Source organism: Pararhizobium sp. P1_E7, from assembly GCF_056405855.1.
In genome coordinates, this window is record NZ_JBFUBH010000006.1 from 187738 (window position 1) to 207546 (window position 19809).

Consider the following 19809-nt stretch of genomic DNA (forward strand, 5'->3'; position numbering starts at 1 on the left):
TCACCGGTCATACTGCGTATTGTTGCAGCTTAGGGAAGATTTTGCAATTTGCAAAATTATATTGCGTACAATTAAATAATGCGCTATTGAAAATTCAGGCAACGATTTGCCCTGCAATCAACCGCTTGAGAAACCAAGGAGACAGACATGCCCATTCTCTACACGACCAAGGCATCCGCAACCGGTGGCCGCGCCGGCCACGCCGTGAGTGAAAACGGTGTTCTCGATGTGACGCTGACTGTTCCGAAGGAACTCGGCGGCGATGGTGCGACCGGCACCAATCCCGAGCAGCTGTTTGCCGCCGGCTATTCCGCCTGCTTCCTCGGCGCGCTGAAATTCGTCGCCGGCAAGGAAAAGGTAAAAATCCCGGAAGATGCAACGGTGACCACGACGGTCGGCATCGGCCCGCGCGATGACGGCACCGGCTTCTACATCAGCCCGTCGATCTCCGTCAGCCTGCCGGGCATCGACCGCGAAACCGGCGAAAAACTCGTCGCCGCCGCCCATATCGTCTGCCCCTACAGCCACGCCCTGCGCACCGCAACGGAAATCCCGGCCAAGCTCGCCTGAGGCGTCCGCGGGTTATTTCGTGCCCTGAGGCGCGAGATCATTGTGGCGCCACCGGTCTGCCGGGCGGCGCACATTTGACGGCAAACAAAAACGGCGGCTCCATCACGGGCCGCCGTTTTCCATTTCAAATCCCTGCAGCTGTTACCGCCGCAAACTTCCCAGAATGCCGCGCACCAGCGCCCTGCCGAGCGAGGAGGCGACCGTGCGGGCAACGGATTTCATGGCGGCTTCGGCCACGGTTTCACGCTGGTAGCCGGAGCGCGGTTTTGGCTTGGGTTCGGCCGGAGCCGCGTCGTCGCCGAAGCCGGGCAGGGTCCAGCGGCTGCCGCCGGGGGCTGCAGGCGGCGGGGCTTCCGAGGCCTCGCGGGTTTCTTCTGCCTGCTGGGTTGCTTTTGCCGCGCGCTGGGCGAGCAGTTCATAGGCGGATTCCCGGTCGACATCCTTGTCATATTGGCCGGCAACCGGGCTGATGCTCATGATGTTGGCGCGCTCGGCCTCGGTCAGCGGGCCGGGGCGGCTGGACGGCGGGCGGATCAGCGTCCGCTCGACCATCGAGGGCGAACCCTTGCCCTCGAGCGTCGAGACCAGCGCTTCGCCGGTGCCCAGATTGGTGATGACAGTGGCGCAGTCGAAATCCGGATTCGGACGGAAGGTATCGGCTGCCGTCTTCACCGCCTTCTGCTCGCGCGGCGTATAGGCGCGCAACGCATGCTGGATGCGGTTGCCGAGCTGGGCCAGAACGGTTTCCGGCACATCGAGCGGGTTCTGGGTGACGAAATAGACGCCGACGCCCTTGGAGCGGATCAGGCGGACGACCTGCTCGATGCGCTCCAGCAGAACCTTCGGGGCATCGTTGAACAGCAGGTGCGCCTCGTCGAAGAAGAACACCAGTTTCGGCTTGTCGGGATCGCCGACTTCGGGCAGTTCCTCGAACAGTTCCGACATCAGCCAGAGCAGGAAGGTGCCGTAGAGCCTCGGGTTCATCATCAGCTTGTCGGCGGCCAGCACCGAGATGGCGCCGCGGCCGTCGCGGGTGGTGCGCATGATGTCGGAAACCTTCAGCGCCGGTTCTCCGAAAAAGTTCTTGGCGCCCTGCTGCTCGAGGATCAACAGTTCGCGCTGGATGGAGCCGACCGAAGCCTTTGAGATCAGGCCGTATTTGCCCGAAAGCGCTGTAGCGTTTTCGGCCATGTAATTGAGCATCGCCTGGAAATCCTTGAGATCCAGAAGAGGCAGGCCGCCCTCGTCGGCGATCTTGAAGGCGATGTTGATGACGCCTTCCTGCGCATCGGTGGCGCTCATCAGGCGGGAGAGCAGCAACGGCCCCATCTCCGACATGGTGGTGCGCACGCGGTGGCCCTTTTCACCGTAGAGGTCCCAGAAGATCACCGGGAATTCCTGAAAGGCGAAATCGGTAAAGCCGATCTGCTCGGCCCGTTTCGCCACCCAGTCCTTCGGCTCGCCGATGGCGCCGATACCGGAAAGATCGCCCTTCACGTCGGCGCAGAAGACGGGCACGCCGGCATTGGAGAAGCTTTCTGCGAGAATTTGCAGGGTGATCGTCTTGCCGGTGCCGGTGGCGCCGGTGACAAGGCCGTGGCGATTGCCGAATTTGAAATCCAGATATTCGCCCTTGTTGATCGTGTCGTCCGGTTTGCGGCTGGTGCCGATATAGAGCTTCCCGTCCTCAAGCATGTGGGCCTTGTCTCCATTTTGCCAATGAAGGCCGCCGGTTCGCCAGCCTTCATCACATTGTTTTCTGATGCTTGTTATAGGAGGAGTACCGGCCACCGGCAACAGGAGGATTGGCAGGAAAGCCGGCGGCAACGTGCCGGATGGCCGCATTGTAATTGCCACCAAGGCATGAAACGATCATCGGGATCTTACGCTGTGGATGCCCGATCCGAACGGCGCTTGAGTTTCCATTCGAGATAATTTACCTTGACGTTCACGTCAAATAAACGAGGAGAATCACCCATGAACGAACTGGTCAACCGCGTTGCGGAAAATGTTGGCATTGATCCGGCAACGGCGGAAAAGGCCATCGGCATGATGCTCGGCTTCCTGCAGCGCGAGGCAGCCGACGGTCCGGTTGCCAAGATGATCGAAGCCATTCCCGGCGCCGACGAGATGGTCGCGAAGTTCAACGGCGAAGGTTCCAGCGGCGGTGGCCTGCTCGGCGGGCTGCTCAGTGCAGTCGGTGCCGGTGGCGGCGTCATGGCGCTCGGCCAGCAGCTGATGTCTCAAGGTCTTGGCATGGGCGAAATCACGTCGCTTGCCAAGGAAACCATCGGTTACGCCAAGGAAAAGGCCGGCGCTGAAATTGTCGATGAAGTCGTCGCCTCGGTTCCCGGCCTCAGCCAGTTCGTCTGATATCCCGCAGCCATAGCGGACGATCTGTCCGAAAGCGATCTGGCCGCGCACTTGAGGGAATTGGAGTAACGCCTCCTTGACCCGGTGGTGCGCGGCTCTTCATTTTTCACCGGTGAACCGCTCGATGAGGGCGGTGCAAGAGTGAGCCGTCAGGCCGCTTTCGACGGCATGGCGAAAGACATGAACAGCGTAAAAATCACCAGCACGAGGCCGACGCTGATCGGCGCTGCCGGGGCGCCGAACAGGTCCATGATCGATCCCGTCGCGCCCGATCCGGCCCCGCTGCCGACGGCATAGGCAAGGGCGAAGGCAGCACTGCCTGCCACCAGCATTCCGCCGCGATACTGTTCCCCGAGCATGGTCAGCGCGCAGGTGTAGAGCGAGAAGCTCGCAGCGCCCAGCAGCGCAAAATCGGCAAGAATGGCAATCGGCGACGTCAGAAACGGAATGATCAGAAAGGCGATGGCGCCGATCCCGCCCATGGCGATGGCCACGCGCCGGCGTGGCAGCCGGTCGAGCAGGACGCCGATGAACGGCTGCGCCAATGCGGTCGGCAAGGCCAGAACCGTGACGCTGAGTGCCGCGAACGCCTGCGAATGGCCGGTCTTGACGAAATAGACCGGCATCACCGAGATCGCCGCGATATCCGCAAAGCCGAATGCAAGCACCATGGCAACCAGCAGCGGCGCCTTGCCGAAGAAGACGAACACATCCCGCGTCGAGGAGGCCTCGGGCGTGGTGCGGGTCGAGAGCGTCAAAACGGCGGTGGCAAAGGCGACGAGCGCCACATAGACGGCGGTGAGCGCGAAACCGAAGCCGCCCTCGGTGCCCATCAGCGGAATGACCAGCGGACCGGCGGCAAACCCGCCGCAGACGCCGGCACCGTAGAGGCCCGAAACGCGGCCGCGCAGCCGGTCGGGGCAGGCGGAATTCATCCAGGCTTCGCCGAGCATGAAGATCAGGCTGGCAAAGAAACCGAGGAGGAAACGGGCGAGGAACCAGACGGGCAGCGAGGCGGTCGCCGCAAACGTCGCAAGGCAGAGCGAGCAGCCGACAAGGCTGACGATGATCAGCTTGTCGGTGCGCAGCCGTGCCGTCAGCTGGCCGATCAGTAGCGTCGAGGCAGCCAGGCCGAGCGCGAAGCCGACCGCGTTGAAGCCGATCATCGCCGGCGTCACGCCGCGGCTTTCCAGTGTCAGAGAAATCAGCGGATAGGTGATGCCCTGCGCCACCGAAAAGGCAGACGCGCCAAGAATGACAGCGACGATCGCCGCCCAATCGGGCATGAAGTCGGCGGTTGTGTGTGATGGCTGCATGAAAATCCCCGCGGCCATTTAAACATTCGGCCAGCCCTCTCTTATCCGAACATGTGCCGCGGCGAAATCCCAGGGCGGGCTTATTATGAAAAATCTTAGAGATTGCTTATTTATACTTCTGCGATGTCTGAACTCACCCAAACATAGTTTTTCCGGGCAAGTGATTTGCCAAGACATGCCAATAATGACTTTGTCAACAACCTAAGCCGCCGGTCGTCTCGGTGGCTTAGGTTGCAAATCCTGCGGATGTTCCTTCTCGCAGGGTGGCGATCCCAAGCTCCGTCATCCTCACCCTTGTGGTGGGGATCCAGCGAACCGACGTCCATCGGGTCAAAAGACTATTTCAGCTCAAAGACTTGAGCTGGCTGGATGCCCGCCACAAGGGCGAGCATGAGGGAGGAAATTAGGTGCCAAAAACGACCAACAACCAGATGAGAGCCGCAAATCCGTAGATGTTGCGGTTTGCCAGCAGCCGCCAAGCCGCCGGTCGTTCCGGCGGTTTGGCGTGACCGTCCTGTTCAGTCCGCCCTGTCCCAGTCCGGCGCCAGACCGCCGGGGCTGACAATGCGGCCGTTCGGGCGGGCGAGCCTGTGGATCGCGGCCATCTCGTCGCTGGAAAGATCGAAATCGAAGATGTCGAAATTTTCCTTCAGGCGGCTTTCCGTTGCCGTCTTCGACAGGGTGATCACGTCCTTCTGCTGAATGAGCCAGCGCAGCACCACCTGGGCTGCCGTCTTGCCGTGCTTGGCGCCGATATCCTTCAGCAGCGGCTCGTTCGGCGCTTTGCCATCGGCCATCGCATAATAGGCGGTGACCGACATGCCGGCGGCGCGGGCGGCGTCCAGAACCTTCGTCTGGTCGAGATAGGGGTGATACTCGATCTGGTTGGTGGCGAGAGAAGCTTCGCTCAGTTCCACTGATTTCGCCATCAGCGCCGTGTTGAAGTTGCTGACGCCGATATTCTTGACCTTGCCTGCCTTTTTCACCGCATTGAGCGCACCGATCTGCTCGGCGAGCGGCACGCCGCTGCTTGGCCAATGGAGAAGCAGGAGATCGACATAGTCGGTGCGCAGCTTCTTCAGGCTCTCATCGACCGAGGCCAGGAAGGCGTCGTCCTTGTAATTGTCGACCCAGACCTTGGTGGTGAGGAAGATATCGCTACGGGCGACGCCGGATGCCTCGATCGCTTCGCCGACTTGCGCCTCGTTGCGATAGATCTGCGCCGTATCGATATGGCGGAAGCCGAGCCTGATCGCCTGCGGCACGATGCGCAGCACGTCCGGGCCGGGCATGCGGAAGGTGCCGAAGCCGAGAACGGGGATATTGGCGCCATGGGCGCTGACTGTCTGCATGAAACTGTCCTTTCAGGGAGGAGACCCGGCGGACGCCGGGTCTGGAAAGATGTCTTATAGATGTGGCGTGCGCGACGCCCGTCAAGCGGCGTCCGTTAAGCGGCCTGGGCGATCGGTTCCGGCTTGCGGTCGAGCATGCCGCTGATGACGGTGAGCACCAGCGCACCTGTGACCAGGATCGCACCGACCCATGGCGTTGCCTGCAGCCCAAGCGGCGAGGCAACCACCAGCCCGCCGATCCAGGCACCGGCGGCGATGCCGAGATTGAAGGCGGCGATGTTCAGCGCCGAGGCGACATCGACGGCGCCGGGGCGGTGCTGCTTTGCCAACTGCACGACATAGAGCTGCAGGCCGGGCACATTGGCGAACGACAGGAAGCCGAGTGCCGCAAGCGTGATCAGGGCAGGCACAGCCGAAACCGAGGTGAAGGTGAAGATCACCAGTACGGCAGCCTGTGCGGCAAACAGCCAGCTCAGCGCCTTCACCGGATTGCGGTCGGCAATGCGGCCGCCGACGATATTGCCGGCGGCGATCGCCAGGCCGTAGAGCACCAGAACGAGGCTGACGGAGGAGGCGGCAAAGCCGGTGATGTCCTGCAGCATCGGTGCAAGGAAGGTGAAGGTGACGAATGTGCCGCCGTAACCGAGCGCCGTCATGCCGAAGACCAGAAGCAGGCGGCCAGAGCCGAGCACGCGGACCTGTTCAAGAATGCCGGCCGGGGCTGCCTTCGACAGGGTGGAGGGCAGAAGCATGGCGATGGCGCCAAGCGCAATGATGCCCAGACCAGCGACAGCCCAGAAGGTGGCGCGCCAGCCGAATGTCTGGCCGATGAAGGTGCCGAGCGGAACGCCGGTGACGATGGCAACCGTCAGGCCCATGAACATCAGTGCGATGGCCGAAGCGCGACGGTTTTCCGGCACGAGGTCAGCGGCGATCGTGGCGCCGACGGAGAAGAACACGCCATGCGCGAAGGCCGAGAGGACGCGCGCAACAAGCAGCGTCTCATAGGACGGGCTGAGCGCCGCCATGGTGTTGCCGGCGATGAACAGTGCCATCAGGCCGAGAAGCAAAGGCTTGCGTTCGACCCGGCCGGTGAGCGCGGTGAGGATCGGGGCGCCGAAGGTGACGCCGAGCGCGTAGATCGAGACGATCAGGCCAGCCAGCGGCAGGGTGATGCCGAGATCGGTGGCAACGGTCGGCAACAGGCCGACGATGACGAATTCCGTGGTTCCGATCGCATAGGCCGCGATCGTCAGTGCAAAGAGGGCAAGAGGCATGGGAGCACCTTTGTCGCCGGTGGGAGGCCGGGCGTGTTGGGCGGCGGCCCATCCGGGCCGTCATGGGTTTCGTTGAACGGAATATGGGCCAAAGGCACTTGCGCGATAATCCATAGGAATGGATAAATGACTGTGAATTGAATTCACAGAAAGCGATGCCATGGACAATCGGGCAGGCGAGATGGAAGTGTTCGTCGCTGCGGCGGAGGCAAGGAGCTTTTCGGCGGCCGGGCGGCGGTTGAAGCTGTCGCCCTCGGCCGTCAGCAAGCTCGTGACGCGCATAGAGGACAGGCTGGGCACCCGCCTTCTGGTGCGCACGACGCGGTCGCTGCTTCTGACGCCGGAAGGTGAGATCTATCTCGGCCGGGCGCAGCGCATTTTGTCTGATATCGCCGAGACGGAGCAAATCGTCGCCGGTGGCGGCCGGGCAACGCCGCGCGGGCTTTTGCGGGTGAATGCCACCGTCGGCTTCGGGGAGCGCTACATCATGCCGCTTGCCGGCGAGTTCCTGGCGCTCTATCCGGAAGTGCGCCTTGAACTGTCGCTGACGGATGGCGTCATCGACCTGATCGAGGAACGTACCGACATCGCCATCCGCGTCGGTCCGATGCGGGATTCAAGCCTGAAGGCGCGAAAGCTTCTCGACAGTCACCGCATCACGGTGGCGACACCGGATTATCTCGCACGTCATGGCACGCCGCAGCGCCCCGATGACCTTCTCGCGCACAATTGCATCACATTCACGTTTGGCCGAACCCCCGGCGAATGGCTGTTTCGCGATCCCGCGACCAACGCGCTGTATGCGCGCCCAGCCCCCGGCAATGTGCAGGCGTCAAGCGGTTCGATCGCCCGCAATCTGTGCCTGACGGGGCTCGGCATAGCCCGCATCGGCGAGTTTCACGTCGAGCCGGACATCGATAGTGGAAGCCTGATCGAAGTGCTGAAGGACTATAACCCGCACGAACCGGAGCAGGTCCATGCGGTCTTTGCCGGCCACGAGCACCTGGCGGCGCGCATCCGCGCCTTCATCGATTTTCTTGCCGAAAAAATGGACCAGGGCGTGGGGCTTGTCCTTCCGGCAGGTTGATGCACTGTGTTTCTAAAGATGCAAGTATCGGGTGGTGATTGCGTCGCTTGACTGGTGAGTTCGCTCTGGCAATTTGGGCAAGCAGGGCCCACATGCTCTCCTTCTGATACTGCCCTGCCGAGACGAGACAATATGCGCCAACCGCGAAAAATGTCCCTGACGCCCGATCTCGTGGCGCTCTGCCACAAGGACGTGGTCGATCCCGGCCCCGACGGACGATGGACGGCAATCAGCGACGAGCAATACAGGGAGCTTGCCGAAACGCTTGAGCGGGAAAGCCACGGCGAGCCGCTTTGGGTGTTTGCCTATGGCTCGCTGATCTGGAAGCCGGAGTTCGAGGCGATCGACAGGCAGCGGGCAACGGCCTTCGGCTGGCATCGGTCGTTCTGCCTGCATATCAACCGCTGGCGCGGGTCGCATGATCAGCCCGGATTGATGATGGCGCTGGAGCGCGGCGGGCGATGCGACGGCGTCATATACCGGCTGCCGGACGACAATCGTGCCGACCAGATCGAACGCATGCTACGGCGTGAAGTCAGCGCGTTTGAAAATATCGATGCCGTGCGGTGGCTGCCGGTCAAATCCGAGAGCGGCCCGTGCCGGGCCCTGGGTTTCTGGGTTGGGGCAACCGGTGAACGAATTCTGTCCCGCCAGCCGTTGGATCAGGTCGCAGGTATTCTGGCACGGGCCTGCGGACATCTGGGGTCCTGCGCCGAATATCTCTACAACACCGTTTCGCATCTGGAGGATTTCGGTATTCACGACCGCAACCTCTGGCGCCTGCAGCAGCTTGTGGCCGATGAGATCAGGTCGATCCATCGCCACGCCTTCCCACTGCAGGCGTGTTGAACGTACAAAGCGGAGCAGGTCATGGCCAAGGATCAGGTAGAGCTACCCGTGTTGGCTTTTGCTGACGGCGCTGAATGGGAGAGGTGGCTCGCCAGCCAGCCGCTGCCGGCGAATGGGTTGTGGCTGAAATTTGCCAAGAAGGCGTCGGGCGTGCCCACTGTCTCCAAGCCCGACGCGATAGATGCAGCACTTTGTCATGGCTGGATCGACGGCCAGCTAAAACCGTTCGACGAGAATTACTGGCTGATCCGATTCACGCCCCGCCGGCCCAATAGCAAGTGGTCCGCAATCAATTGCAAGCGGGCGGAGGCACTGATCGAGGCGGGCCGGATGCGTCCGGCCGGGCTTGCGGAAATCGAGCGGGCCGAGGCGGACGGGCGCTGGGCGATGGCCTATGAGTCCCAAAGCAACATCACCGTACCGGCCGACCTGCAGCAAGCGCTCGACGGCAACGAAACTGCAAAAGCCCTGTTTGACGCGCTGGACGGCGCCAACCGCTATGCCGTTCTTTATCGCGTCCACACGGCGGCGAAACCGGAAACACGAGCACGCCTGATCGAGAGGCTGGTCGCCATGCTTGCCCGTGGCGAAACCATACATCCGCGCCGCGGCAAGCCCTAGTTTCGGCTCAACTGTTCAGTGCTCGGCGCGCTGCGTCCCATGTGCCCTGATGATCGCATCGGCCTCCTTGCCGTAGAGTTCCTCGAAATGGTCGAAGGTCTTGGAGAAATAGCCAATCCCTTGCGTGGCCGAGCGCAGCGCGCGGGCCAGTTCGTCAAGCGCGCCGCCGGGAACGAGGGCGCGAAAAATATCCCAGCCCTTGGCGGTTTCGTCCCGGTCGAAGCCGAGCACCTGGCCTTTCAGCGACGAGACAATCTGGACAAGACTGCCCGAATAGACCGAGGGAATGTGAATCTCGCTGCGGAAAACCGGTTGCATCAGCACGGCCGCTCCGTCGGACAGCGCCTGGCGCACGCCCATTTTCGATGCGGAGCGGAACGCGTGTTCGGAACTGTCGACGGCATGGTGCTGGCCGTCGGTCAATGTCACGCCGACATCGATGACCGCAAAGCCCAGCGGGCCTTTCTCCATCGCCTCGCGTGCACCCGCTTCCACGGCCGGGATATAGTTGCGGGGGACGACGCCGCCCTTGACGGTTTCGCCGAAGGAAAATCCCTGGCCGCGGCCGTTCGGATGGATGGTCAGTTTCACGTCGGCAAACTGGCCGGCACCGCCGGTCTGCTTGCGGTGGCGATAGTGAACGTCGGCGGGCTTCGAGATCGTCTCGCGGTAGACCGGTGTCGGTGTGCGGTCGGTCGCCGTCACATGAAAGACGTCGGAGAGTGTCCTCAATAGATCGCGCAGGTGCACCGGTCCCTGGGCGCAGACCATCTGGGCGCCGGTTCCTTCCTCCTGCAGAATTTTGAGGCTGCGATCGGTCTCCGACAGTTTGGCCAGCGTTTCGGAGAGCTTGTTCTCGTCGCGCTCGCTGCCGGGCACCAATATTCTTTCCAGCATCGGCGTCGGCGCCTCAGTCCATTCCGGGGCAGAAAGGACAGCATCCGTTGTCAACAGCGCCGGGACCGGCAGGTGGTCGGATTTGACCGCGGCAATGAGATCGCCAGCGGCCGGTGCAAACGCCCCGTTGGCCTTGCCGTTGGCGGGATCCTGCAGAGCGCCGAGGCCGGAGCCTCCAAGGGATGCACCTTGCTTGAGGCCGCCCTCAAGCGCCCTTAACAGCACCGTCTTGCCGATATTCTGCCGATGATAGGCGTGAAAGCTGACGGCCTTGAGTTTGGCTTTTTCGACATTTCCATCCGCAGCAAGGCGGTCGCGCAGCGCGTCCACCGGCGGCGCCTCATGGCGCAGCGCCTTCATCAGCCGCATCATGCCGTTGCCATGGCTTGCCGCCCCGATCAGTACAGGGATGACCTTGTTTTCCCGAAGCACCCGGGTCGAGATCGCATAGAGCGTATCGCTTGGCGGTTCACGATCTTCGATCAGTTCCTCCAGGAGCCAGTCGTCGAATTCGGACAGGTGTTCCAGGAGTTCGCTGCGTGCCTCGTGCTCCCGCTCGGAGGCGCTTTCGGGGATGGCGATCAATGCCGAGGTCTGGCCTTCGCGGTAGCGCCACGCCCGCTCGGAAATCAGGTCGCAGCTGCCGACGAYCCGGTCGCCCTCGCGGATCGGGATCTGGCGCAGCAAAAGCGTATGGCCGGCATAATCCTGAAGGGCCGCGATCACGTCCCTTAACCGCCCTCTCGGCTCGTCCATCCGGTTGACGAAGAGGATACACGGCGTTCCCGACGCTTCGATCATCTTGAGATAAGGGGCTGCGAGCACCGCCTCCTCGGGCGCCGGTGAAACGCACAGGATGCAGGCATCGCTGGCGAGAAGCGCATGCTGCGCATGGGCCAAGGCCTCGTTCAGTCCCGGTGTATCCAGCGCACACCAGGCTTCGTTGCCAAAGGTAAATTCAGTGAGGTTCAGTCCATAGGGAGAGATGGATTTTCTCGAGGCCCCCTCCAGCGCGCCGAGCTTTTCCACGATTGTCGATTTTCCGGTCTGCGACGGTCCAAGTACAGTAAAGCAGCGCATGGGCGGTCCTCCACCTGCCATAAGCTCAATTTTCTGTCGTCACAGGATGCCCTGAACCGGCGCGGTGCGCCAGAGGGTGATTTTCTTGTTTTTAAAGCATGTCGCGCAAAGGTGTGCAGCGGTATAGCGATACCGACATACCTAAAATCAAGGACCTGAAGTGCCGGAAGCGGGGCTGAAAGATCGCGACGTGCTTTAGGTGACTGGTCCGGTTACTTTTTGACCGCCACCACGAACAGGCGCGGGAATTTCAACAGCACCCGTCCGTCCGCGAGCGGCGGATAGGCCTCGCGGATGCGCCTGAGATAGGCTGCCAGATAGGCCTCTCGCGCATCGGCCGGAAGCGGGTCGAGATAGGGGCGAAGGCCTGTGCCCTTGACCCATTCGACGATCGCCTCCGCATTGGCGAGGCGATGATAGTAGATCGTGTGCCAGACATCGATCTTGATGGATTTTGCCGCCAGCCGCTCGAGATAGACCGAAGGTGCAGGCAGGGCTGCGCGGCGCTGGCCGCCATGCGGGTAAAATTTCGAAAAGCGCGGGTCTTCCGCCAGTTCCCGCATCGAGGCGTGCGAGGGCTCATCCAGATTGTCGGGCATCTGCACTGCAAGTGTGCCGCCGGGGATCAGTTCACCCATCAGCCGCTCAAGTGTGGCCAGGTGATCCGGCAGCCATTGAAAGACGGCATTGGCAAACAGCAGCACGGCAGGCTTCGGYGGCGCCCATTGCGTGAGGTCGCCCCGTTCGAACCGCGTATGCGCCATGCGCTTGCGCGCTGCGGACAGCATGTTTTCGTCGCTGTCGATCCCGGTCAGCATATAGGCGGGGAAGCGGTCGTGGATCAGTTCCGTCGAATTTCCGGGCCCGCAGCCGAGATCGTAGAGCGCGCCGTCCGGCAGGTTGGGGATCTGGTCGAGCAGGTCGCGGGCCGGCCGGGTGCGCTCGTCCTCGAATTTCATATATTGTTCCGCAGACCAAGACATCGGTTGTCCTTCCCTAGAGGCTTTCCAGCGACGGCAGGATCAGCGACGGGCCGAAATCGGCATATTCGTCGGGCATGTTGGCGCGGTTGATCCAGACGGTGCGGAAGCCGAATTTGGTGGCACCGGCAATGTCCCAGCGGTTGGATGACTGGAAGGAGACCGCATTGGGATAGAGCCGGTAGGTGGTTGTCACCATATCGTAGACGGAAGGTGCAGTCTTGAATGCTTTGACCGCCTCGACCGAAAATATATCGTCGATGATCAGATCGAGCCCCGCCTTCTTCACCGCCGATTGCAGCATCTGCGGCGTGCCGTTCGACAGGATGGCGATGCGCGCGCCCCGGTCCTTGAGATGCTTGAGGACGCCCGGCACTTCCGGATAGCAATCGAGATGCCAGTAGGCGTCGAGCAGGGCTGGCTTGAGCTTTTTGTCGGCGGAGGGAAACCGGGCAAAGGCATAGTCGAGCGATTGCTCAGTCAGCGTCCAGAAATCGGTATAGGTGCCCATCAGCGTCCGGATCCAGGAATATTCGAGCTGCTTGGCCCGCCACAGATCGGAAAAGGCCGGGCCGTCAGGCCCCATCGCGGCCGCATGCCTGCGCACTGCCGCATGCACGTCGAACAGCGTGCCATAGGCATCGAACACATAGGCTGCAAGAGACATCAAACCCTCCCGTCATTTCCCGGACGCCGCTCTCTTTCACAATACGAAACAGAGGTGGCAGCGCCTTATTGATCGCGTTGGTCCGCCGCTCGCCGGTTTCAGGTGAGGGCGTCCTGCGATCGCCGCTTGAATACGGTTCTCTACCGGGATCATGTCAAAGATTTGTGCGCCGCACAATGTTTCTTGGTGCAATCCGGATCAACTCTTTGCCGGTTTCCAGATCTTTGCGGGAAACCGCAGCGCCTGCTTGGCAAGCCGCCCCTTCAGACCAAGCACGGTATCGCAAAGCCCGGTCACATGCCGGTTCGGTTTGGCCTCCGGCCTTAAGCCATGCAGCGCGGCTGCGGCCTCCTCCGGCTCCATGTAACGGGCAAGGATGCCAAGCGTCAGCGCCGTCGAGCGGCCGATGCCGCGCAGGCAGTGGACCAAGAGATGCGCGTCCTGCGGCAGGCCGTCGACAAAGGCGAAGGTCTGTTCGATATGGGCGGCCCGGGCCGCATCCGGTTCGTCGGGATCGGTGACGTCGCCGAACAGAAGCTGCAGATGCCGCTCCTCAGGCAGATCGATCATCGACAGAAGCTTGGTGCCCGGCGCCCGGATCGAGATCAGGTGGGTCGGCGCCCAGGCGGACTTGTTGTGCCGCGCCTCCGTCTGCGACGCGACGATCATGCGGATCGGCCAGCCGTTCGGGTGGGACGGATTGGTGCCGAGCAAGGGCGCGTAGAGCGCATCCACCTGCTTCTCCTGCTTTTCAGCCGCCAGTGCCATGGGTTGCCTCGTGATTCCGTTGCCGTCAGGCCCGAAAATATCAGCCGGAGCGGGGTCGGGGGAAGAGGGTTTTTAAGAGAGAAGGATTGAACGGTGCAACACGCTGCGGCCATTGGCCCGTTGCGACGGCCAGTTTGGTCGCTGTGAAACCGCAAAACGACACGAGCTTCAGCCGCTGCGGCGAAAAAATTGAACGCCGCGCAGCCGCCTTATCTCTTCTTCTTTGCCACAGCCTTCTTGACCGGCTTTTCTTCGACAGGTTCCTGGGCGAGCCGCAAGGCTCTGAGCATCGCCGTCTTCTTTAGCCGTGCCGCCAGTTCCGCTTTGATGATGTCGAGCGCTGCCGTGGACGTTTCATCCTGGCTTCGCCGCACGGTTGGCTTGGTAGCAGTCCTGGCGTCATTTTTACTGGTCAAGCGGTGCACTCACTTTGCGATCCCCAACGGGACATTCCGAAGAGGCAGGCTTCGGGAGGGCCGAAACCAATAGGCGATGAAGTAGGGCGCTGCGGTCTTAAGGGAAGTCGTGTTCGATGGAATATATCGGCAATGGGCGGTTTCAGCTCTTGCGCACGAACGGCCGGTCGCCGGCACGCGAAGCGATGTCGTGCCCGGTGCCGTTCAGGCGCAGAGAGTAAGCCTGCCCGTTAAAACCGGGTAATGACGCTGATGCCGAGGTCTTGCGACGTGTCCATCGTCATCAATGCCGGGACGGCCTCCTCCAGGCTGATATGACGGCCGATCAGCTTTTGCGGGTTGAGCTTGCCGGTGTCCAGCATCGCCATCATCGCCTCGTAGCGCCAGGCCTGCATGCCATGGCTGCCGTAGATCTCCAGCTCATGGCCGATCACTTGGCTCATCGGGATCTGCGGGCTGGCATGCTCGCCGAGCATCAGGCCGATCTGGACATGGCGGCCGCGGCGGCGGAGATTCTTGATCGAATTGAAGCAGGTGACAGGCGAGCCGAGCGCGTCGATCGACACGTGCGCGCCGCCTTTGGTGATGTCGCGCACCGCCTCTGCGACATCGCCGGTGACGCTGCCGTCGATGGTGGCGACGGCGCCGATCTCGCGGGCGAAGGAGAGTTTCGTCTCTGAGATGTCGATGGCGATGACATTGGCGCCGAGCGCCGTGGCGATCATGATTGCCGAGATGCCGACACCGCCGCAGCCATGCACCGCCACCCATTCGCCGCCGCGCACCCGGCCCTGGTCGACAATGGCGCGAAACGACGTGGCAAAGCGGCAGCCAAGGCTGGCGGCCGTGGCATAGTCGAGAGTGTCAGGCAGATGCACTAGGTTCTGGTCGGCAAAGTCGATGGCGACATATTCCGCAAACGAGCCCCAATGGGTAAAGCCCGGCTGGAACTGGTTCGGGCAGACCTGGGCGTTGCCGGAATGGCATTCGCCGCAGCGGCCGCAGCCGGATACGAAGGGAACGGTCACCCGGTCGCCGACCTTGTAGCGCAAGACGCCCTTGCCCTTGGCGGCCACGGTGCCGGCCAGTTCATGCCCCGGCACATGCGGCAGGTTGATATCGGGATCATGCCCCATCCAGCCGTGCCAGTCGCTGCGGCAAAGCCCGGTCGCCTCGACCTTGATGACGACGCCATCTGCGCTTGGCTTCGGGTCCGGCAGCAGGCGGATATCGGGCGTCTTGCCGAAGGCATCGTAGTACATGGCTTTCATCGGAGGATCCCTTGTGCTTCTGGCGGCAGACTATGCGAGCGGAACTCTGCAATCCAGATTGGACGGCATGACTTTTTTTGATGTACCTATTTACCCCACTTCTCGATTTTCCGGATATGCGGATACGAGAAGCACAAAAAACAGGAGACCGTCATGGCCGTCGATACATCCCCGCGCAGCACCACCTGGACCTATGTCGATGGCGAGTGGCTGTCCGGCAATCCGCCGCTGATCGGACCGACCTCGCATGCCATGTGGCTGGGCTCGACGGTGTTCGACGGCGCCCGCTGGTTCGACGGCATCGCGCCCGATCTCGACCTGCATTGCCAGCGCGTCAACCGCTCGGCCCTGGCGCTGGGCTTGAAGCCGGTGGTGACGGCAGAGGATATCGAGGATCTCGCCTGGGAGGGCATCAAGAAATTCGACGGCCAGACCGCCATCTACATCAAGCCGATGTACTGGGGCGAACACGGCATGCCCGGCAGCGTCGTTGCCGTCGATCCCGATTCGACCCGGTTCGCGCTCTGCCTGTTCGAAGCGCCGATGGGCGAGGGCCCCGGCGGCCAGTCGCTGACCATCTCGCCCTTCCGCCGTCCGACGATCGAATGCATGCCGACCGACGCCAAGGCCGGCTGCCTCTATCCCAACAATGGCCGCATCCTGATCGAGGCCCGCAAGCGCGGCTTCTCGAATGCTCTGGTGCGCGACATGCTCGGCAACATTGCCGAGACCGGCTCCTCCAACGTCTTCATGGTCAAGGACGGCGTCGTCTTCACCCCCGCCGCCAACAAGACCTTCCTTGCCGGCATCACCCGCTTGCGCGTCATCGGCCTGTTGCGCGACGCCGGCTTCGATGTGGTCGAGACGACGCTGACGCTCTCCGATTTCGAAGCCGCCGACGAAATCTTCACCTCCGGCAATTACTCCAAGGTTGTCCCCGTCACCAAACTCGAAGACCGCGACCTCCAGCCCGGCCCAATCGCCGCCAAGGCCAAGGACCTGTACATGGACTGGGCGCATTCGGTGGCGTCGGATATGTAAGGATAGGCGCAGATCGGCCATCCGCGGCAAAAGCGGATGGCCTGTTCTCTTCGGTGGGGCAAGGGGCTSTTTCTGGCCCGAAGCGGCCTACCCACGTCCATCCTTGAGCGTAGTGCCGCCAGGAGGTGCGATGCAGTTGCCCGCCGGCTGCCTACCAGGTGGAATGTTCCCGTCCCGTGGAGGATGGCTTGCTTTGCTGGCTAAGCGCGCGCTTCTCGGATGCGCGATCCATCCGGGCGCCCAGGATACTGGCGGTGACGATGCCGAATGTTCCCACGACAATTGCGGTGARCAGCTCAGCCAATCCTGGGGTCAAACCCCAGCCAGACGTCACCATCGACGCAATCAGGTAGCCGATCGGAAAACAAAGACATCCGGATACGACAGCCAATCTAAGTTCGTGTTGATGTTCCACCTTGACCTTGCCGAAGACTGCCATGGCTGGATATCCCTTCAGTATCGTCATTCTTCCAGGTCTCGGGACTTGATCATGTCGCAGTCGTGGTGCTCTGCTGCAAGGATCGTGAATTTGTGATGGCTCATGCGGATTGACCTCCCACGCCACTCGGCTCACCGAGACCGTCACGCCGGAGCAGTTCTTCTATAGCGTCTGCTTCCACCGGCAGCATGCGGCTCACATTGCCGTTGGCGGATGTTGGGGGAATGGTGATGAACGTGGCGACGCGGCGATAGGCAAGCCAAGAGATGCCCTCGATCAGTTCTTCGTCCTCGTTCACTTCATAGTCGCCGGGCTCTAGCGGATATTCGAGACCGTCCAGCAGGGCCGGTGCGTTGAAATGAATGGTTCTGTGTTGTGTCCGTGTCATCATGGTTGCCGTGTCTCCGTTGTAAAGCGGTGGGGGTCGATTGCGTGCGGGCCGGTGGCCCACGGGGTCACCGGCGGTTGTGCACGCGCGATTTGATTTCGCCCGCCTGCAGTTTTTGGGTGGGTCAGGGCAGCGCAACATTTCCTTCGAACGCGGGGCCTACCAAAGGTAGTCTCTGAACGTGAGGAAGATTAGGAATGCCAAACAGAGTGCCGGGATCGACTTGATCAGAAATTCGACAGAGCGGGACCGGCGAACGGAGCTGCCAAGGTTCGACCAATGCCTGTGGCGGAGAGTGGAAGACATCGAGCGTCCTCCTTGACGATTGGGGCAGGGTAGCAAACCCTACGCGGCCGCGCCCGTGTTGATGGCTGCCGACCGTAGAACAGTGCGCGCTAAAGACGCCAATAGCAAACGCTTTGTGGAAGTGCTCCAAAGCGTCGGTCAGTTTGGATCGATGAGTTCTGAACAGGGATTAGACGCAGCGACTGCTTCCGGCGCAAAACTGTCGTCTGCGTTCCCAGAAAGTCTCAGCTACCCCACGAAACACACAAAACACGGCTTGAGCTGGCCTCCCGCAATGGCTATCTGGTGCAAACACCAAGCGACCCTTCGCGAACAACAAGGCGTATCCCGGCATGACCCCAGAATTCCTCGTCACCCATTCCGGTGGCTTCCATGCCGATGAGCTGTTGTCCAGCGTCATCCTCACCCGGCTTTTTGCGCAGGCGCGCATCGTGCGCAGCCGGGCGCCGGAATGGATCACGCCGGGTGCGGATCGGATCATCTACGATGTCGGCGGCGCCTACGATCCGGACGCGCGCATCTTCGATCACCACCAGCGCGGCGCGCCGCTGCGCGACGATGGCCAGCCCTACAGTTCGTTCGGATTGATCTGGAAGCACTATGGCCGCGACTATCTCGCCGCCTTTGGTGTTCCTCAAGTGCATGCCGAAACCGTGCATGCGTCTTTCGATGCCAGTTTCGTGCTGCCGGTCGATCTGGTCGACAATGGTGCGCTCAGCCCGTCGGTTGCCGGGCTCTTGGGCGGGCTGACCCTGCCGGTTCTGCTGGAAACCCTGAAGCCTGTTTTCGACGAGACCGATCCTGAAGCCGACGATCGCGCTTTCCACAATGCCCTGGCGATTGCCCGTAGCTTCGTCGAGGCAAGGATAGAAAAAAGTGCTGCAAAATTGCGGGCCGAGGCTCTTGTGCAGCAGGCCATCGAGGATGCCGGCGAGGGTCGCATTCTCGAGTTGCCGATGGGCATGCCGTTCCGTCCGGCCATCGTCAAGGCGGGCGCCGACCACCTGCTGTTCGTCGTCCACCCGCGCGACAAGGACTGGTGCCTGACCACCATCCGCCGCGCCGACGAAGGCTTTGAGGTGCGCGCCGACCTGCCAGCGGCCTGGGCGGGGCTCACCAATGGCGATCTGGAAACGGCGTGCGGGGTCAAGGGCGCAAGCTTCTGCCACAACGGCCGCTTCGTTGCCGCTGCCCGAACGCGCGAGGCAGCGCTCGCCATGGCCGAACTGGCGGTGAAGGAAGCTATCGCCGCCGGCCTGGATCAGGCGGCGGCGGCCGAGTAATACCAAGTCTCTATCATCGAGACTTGGTATGGGGCGCACTTGCGGGCTTCAGGCCGGCAGGGCGCCGGAGCCAGAGCGGCGGTGCATCGTCCAGGCCTGAAGACAGATACCGAACAGGAAGATCCCGGCCCAGATGGCGGTGACCGTCTGTACCGGCGGCGAGTCGGGGCCATTGCCGATCGGGCTTGAGGGCGGCAGCCGCGACAGGGTCTCGTTGATGCCCGGGATCATCAGCAGGAAGAAGGTGAACGACATCGCCAGGGCCTGCAGATAGCGGTTGAGCCGCCCGAACCAGCCGAGCTTGCCGATGACGATGGAGAAGATCACCGCGAGCATGGCCATGATGCCGATCGCATGACCTGCATTGAAACCGCCGGTGCTCGACAGGCCAAACGACGTGATCGCCGATAAAAACAGCGTGATGATGTAGATGCGGCCGGAATTGGATTTCGGAACGATCGCCGCATATTTCGAAAAACCGTAGAGACCGGCGATGATGGGCACGACGCTGATGACGGTATGAACGATGCCGAGCGTGGACAACGGGTTGGCCATAAAATTTCCCCCTGGATGATGACGATCGATGCAAAGAAAATCAGGCGGTCCGCAGCCTTGTGTTGTCCGGGAAAATGCGCCGGGCGACTGCGGACTTATGGGATTTTGCTATGTTCATGCAGCCAGCGCAATCGAAATCCTAGGGCAGTTCGCCTTAAAAGGGCAATGCGCGGGGTAGCCATGCTCCCTCAAGGTTTCGCCCGGCAAGTGAGCCAACCGAAAAGGATTTCATTCAATGCCGTATGGTCGTGGTGCCGTCATGTCACGGCAGGT

Annotated in this window: 20 protein-coding genes; 7 read left to right on the forward strand and 13 right to left on the reverse strand. The window is 61.8% G+C overall.

Translation table 11 applies throughout. The features are described from left to right. The first annotated feature begins 147 nt into the window (after nt 1-147). Nucleotides 148-570 (forward strand): organic hydroperoxide resistance protein, encoded by a 423-nt coding sequence (locus tag AC1D17_RS09585; RefSeq protein ID WP_264222044.1) that lies wholly within the window; start codon nt 148-150, stop codon nt 568-570. 141 nt (nt 571-711) lie between these two features. Here AC1D17_RS09585 and AC1D17_RS09590 read toward each other — a convergent pair whose 3' ends face one another. Further along, nucleotides 712-2265, reverse strand: a complete 1554-nt coding sequence (locus tag AC1D17_RS09590) for a helicase HerA-like C-terminal domain-containing protein (RefSeq protein WP_477565170.1) — start codon at nt 2263-2265, stop codon at nt 712-714. A 282-nt stretch (nt 2266-2547) separates the two neighbouring features. Here AC1D17_RS09590 and AC1D17_RS09595 point away from each other — a divergent pair, with 282 nt between their 5' ends. After that, nucleotides 2548-2943 carry a DUF2780 domain-containing protein gene (locus AC1D17_RS09595; protein WP_477565171.1) on the forward strand — a complete coding sequence of 132 codons (396 nt, stop codon included), beginning with the start codon at nt 2548-2550 and terminating at the stop codon, nt 2941-2943. A 149-nt stretch (nt 2944-3092) separates the two neighbouring features. On the opposite strand, the gene AC1D17_RS09600 is transcribed toward AC1D17_RS09595, so the two are convergent. The 3 genes from AC1D17_RS09600 to AC1D17_RS09610 form a co-directional block, all read right to left on the reverse strand. Continuing rightward, nucleotides 3093-4259, reverse strand: a complete 1167-nt coding sequence (locus tag AC1D17_RS09600) for an MFS transporter (RefSeq protein WP_477565172.1) — start codon at nt 4257-4259, stop codon at nt 3093-3095. Between the two features lie 518 nt (nt 4260-4777). After that, nucleotides 4778-5611 (reverse strand): aldo/keto reductase, encoded by an 834-nt coding sequence (locus tag AC1D17_RS09605; RefSeq protein ID WP_477565173.1) that lies wholly within the window; start codon nt 5609-5611, stop codon nt 4778-4780. 95 nt (nt 5612-5706) lie between these two features. After that, complete coding sequence (locus AC1D17_RS09610) at nt 5707-6888, reverse strand: MFS transporter (protein WP_477565174.1); 1182 nt, start codon at nt 6886-6888, stop codon at nt 5707-5709. A gap of 160 nt (nt 6889-7048) precedes the next feature. On the opposite strand from AC1D17_RS09610, the gene AC1D17_RS09615 reads away from it, so the two are divergent. The 3 genes from AC1D17_RS09615 to AC1D17_RS09625 all read left to right on the forward strand — a co-directional run bounded on the left by AC1D17_RS09615 (nt 7049) and on the right by AC1D17_RS09625 (nt 9445). Then, nucleotides 7049-7975, forward strand: a complete 927-nt coding sequence (locus AC1D17_RS09615) for a LysR family transcriptional regulator (protein WP_477565175.1) — start codon at nt 7049-7051, stop codon at nt 7973-7975. A gap of 132 nt (nt 7976-8107) precedes the next feature. Beyond that, nucleotides 8108-8824: a gamma-glutamylcyclotransferase gene (locus tag AC1D17_RS09620; RefSeq protein ID WP_477565176.1), complete on the forward strand. Its 717-nt coding sequence runs from the start codon at nt 8108-8110 to the stop codon at nt 8822-8824. A 21-nt stretch (nt 8825-8845) separates the two neighbouring features. Next, nucleotides 8846-9445, forward strand: a complete 600-nt coding sequence (locus AC1D17_RS09625) for a YdeI/OmpD-associated family protein (RefSeq protein WP_477565177.1) — start codon at nt 8846-8848, stop codon at nt 9443-9445. Nucleotides 9446-9460: 15 nt separating this feature from the next. Here AC1D17_RS09625 and AC1D17_RS09630 read toward each other — a convergent pair whose 3' ends face one another. The 6 genes from AC1D17_RS09630 to AC1D17_RS09655 all read right to left on the reverse strand — a co-directional run bounded on the left by AC1D17_RS09630 (nt 9461) and on the right by AC1D17_RS09655 (nt 15524). After that, nucleotides 9461-11422: an elongation factor G gene (locus AC1D17_RS09630; RefSeq protein WP_477565178.1), complete on the reverse strand. Its 1962-nt coding sequence runs from the start codon at nt 11420-11422 to the stop codon at nt 9461-9463. Between the two features lie 212 nt (nt 11423-11634). Next, entirely contained in the window at nt 11635-12405 is a 771-nt protein-coding gene (gene tam, locus AC1D17_RS09635; RefSeq protein WP_477565179.1) for a trans-aconitate 2-methyltransferase, read from the reverse strand. Between the two features lie 13 nt (nt 12406-12418). Continuing rightward, entirely contained in the window at nt 12419-13069 is a 651-nt protein-coding gene (locus AC1D17_RS09640) for a haloacid dehalogenase type II (protein ID WP_477565180.1), read from the reverse strand. A gap of 198 nt (nt 13070-13267) precedes the next feature. Further along, nucleotides 13268-13837 (reverse strand): phosphatase, encoded by a 570-nt coding sequence (locus tag AC1D17_RS09645; protein ID WP_477565181.1) that lies wholly within the window; start codon nt 13835-13837, stop codon nt 13268-13270. A gap of 209 nt (nt 13838-14046) precedes the next feature. Next, the gene (locus AC1D17_RS09650; protein ID WP_477565182.1) at nt 14047-14253 is read right to left on the reverse strand and encodes a hypothetical protein; all 207 of its coding nucleotides are present in this window, start codon (nt 14251-14253) and stop codon (nt 14047-14049) included. A 230-nt stretch (nt 14254-14483) separates the two neighbouring features. Beyond that, nucleotides 14484-15524 carry a zinc-dependent alcohol dehydrogenase family protein gene (locus AC1D17_RS09655; RefSeq protein WP_477565183.1) on the reverse strand — a complete coding sequence of 347 codons (1041 nt, stop codon included), beginning with the start codon at nt 15522-15524 and terminating at the stop codon, nt 14484-14486. Nucleotides 15525-15677: 153 nt separating this feature from the next. On the opposite strand from AC1D17_RS09655, the gene AC1D17_RS09660 reads away from it, so the two are divergent. Continuing rightward, on the forward strand, nt 15678-16565 hold the full coding sequence (locus AC1D17_RS09660; RefSeq protein WP_477565184.1) for a branched-chain amino acid aminotransferase: 888 nt from the start codon (nt 15678-15680) through the stop codon (nt 16563-16565). A gap of 151 nt (nt 16566-16716) precedes the next feature. Here the strand turns inward: AC1D17_RS09660 and AC1D17_RS09665 are convergent, their stop codons facing one another. Next, entirely contained in the window at nt 16717-17004 is a 288-nt protein-coding gene (locus AC1D17_RS09665) for a hypothetical protein (RefSeq protein WP_477565185.1), read from the reverse strand. Between the two features lie 100 nt (nt 17005-17104). After that, nucleotides 17105-17395: a hypothetical protein gene (locus tag AC1D17_RS09670; RefSeq protein ID WP_477565186.1), complete on the reverse strand. Its 291-nt coding sequence runs from the start codon at nt 17393-17395 to the stop codon at nt 17105-17107. Between the two features lie 635 nt (nt 17396-18030). Here AC1D17_RS09670 and AC1D17_RS09675 point away from each other — a divergent pair. Then, a complete protein-coding gene (locus AC1D17_RS09675; protein WP_477565187.1) occupies nt 18031-18981 on the forward strand; it encodes an MYG1 family protein in 951 nt (316 codons plus the stop codon). 48 nt (nt 18982-19029) lie between these two features. Here the strand turns inward: AC1D17_RS09675 and AC1D17_RS09680 are convergent, their stop codons facing one another. Then, nucleotides 19030-19536, reverse strand: coding sequence for a hypothetical protein (locus AC1D17_RS09680; RefSeq protein WP_477565188.1), 507 nt, complete (start codon nt 19534-19536; stop codon nt 19030-19032). Nucleotides 19537-19809 lie beyond the last annotated feature (273 nt).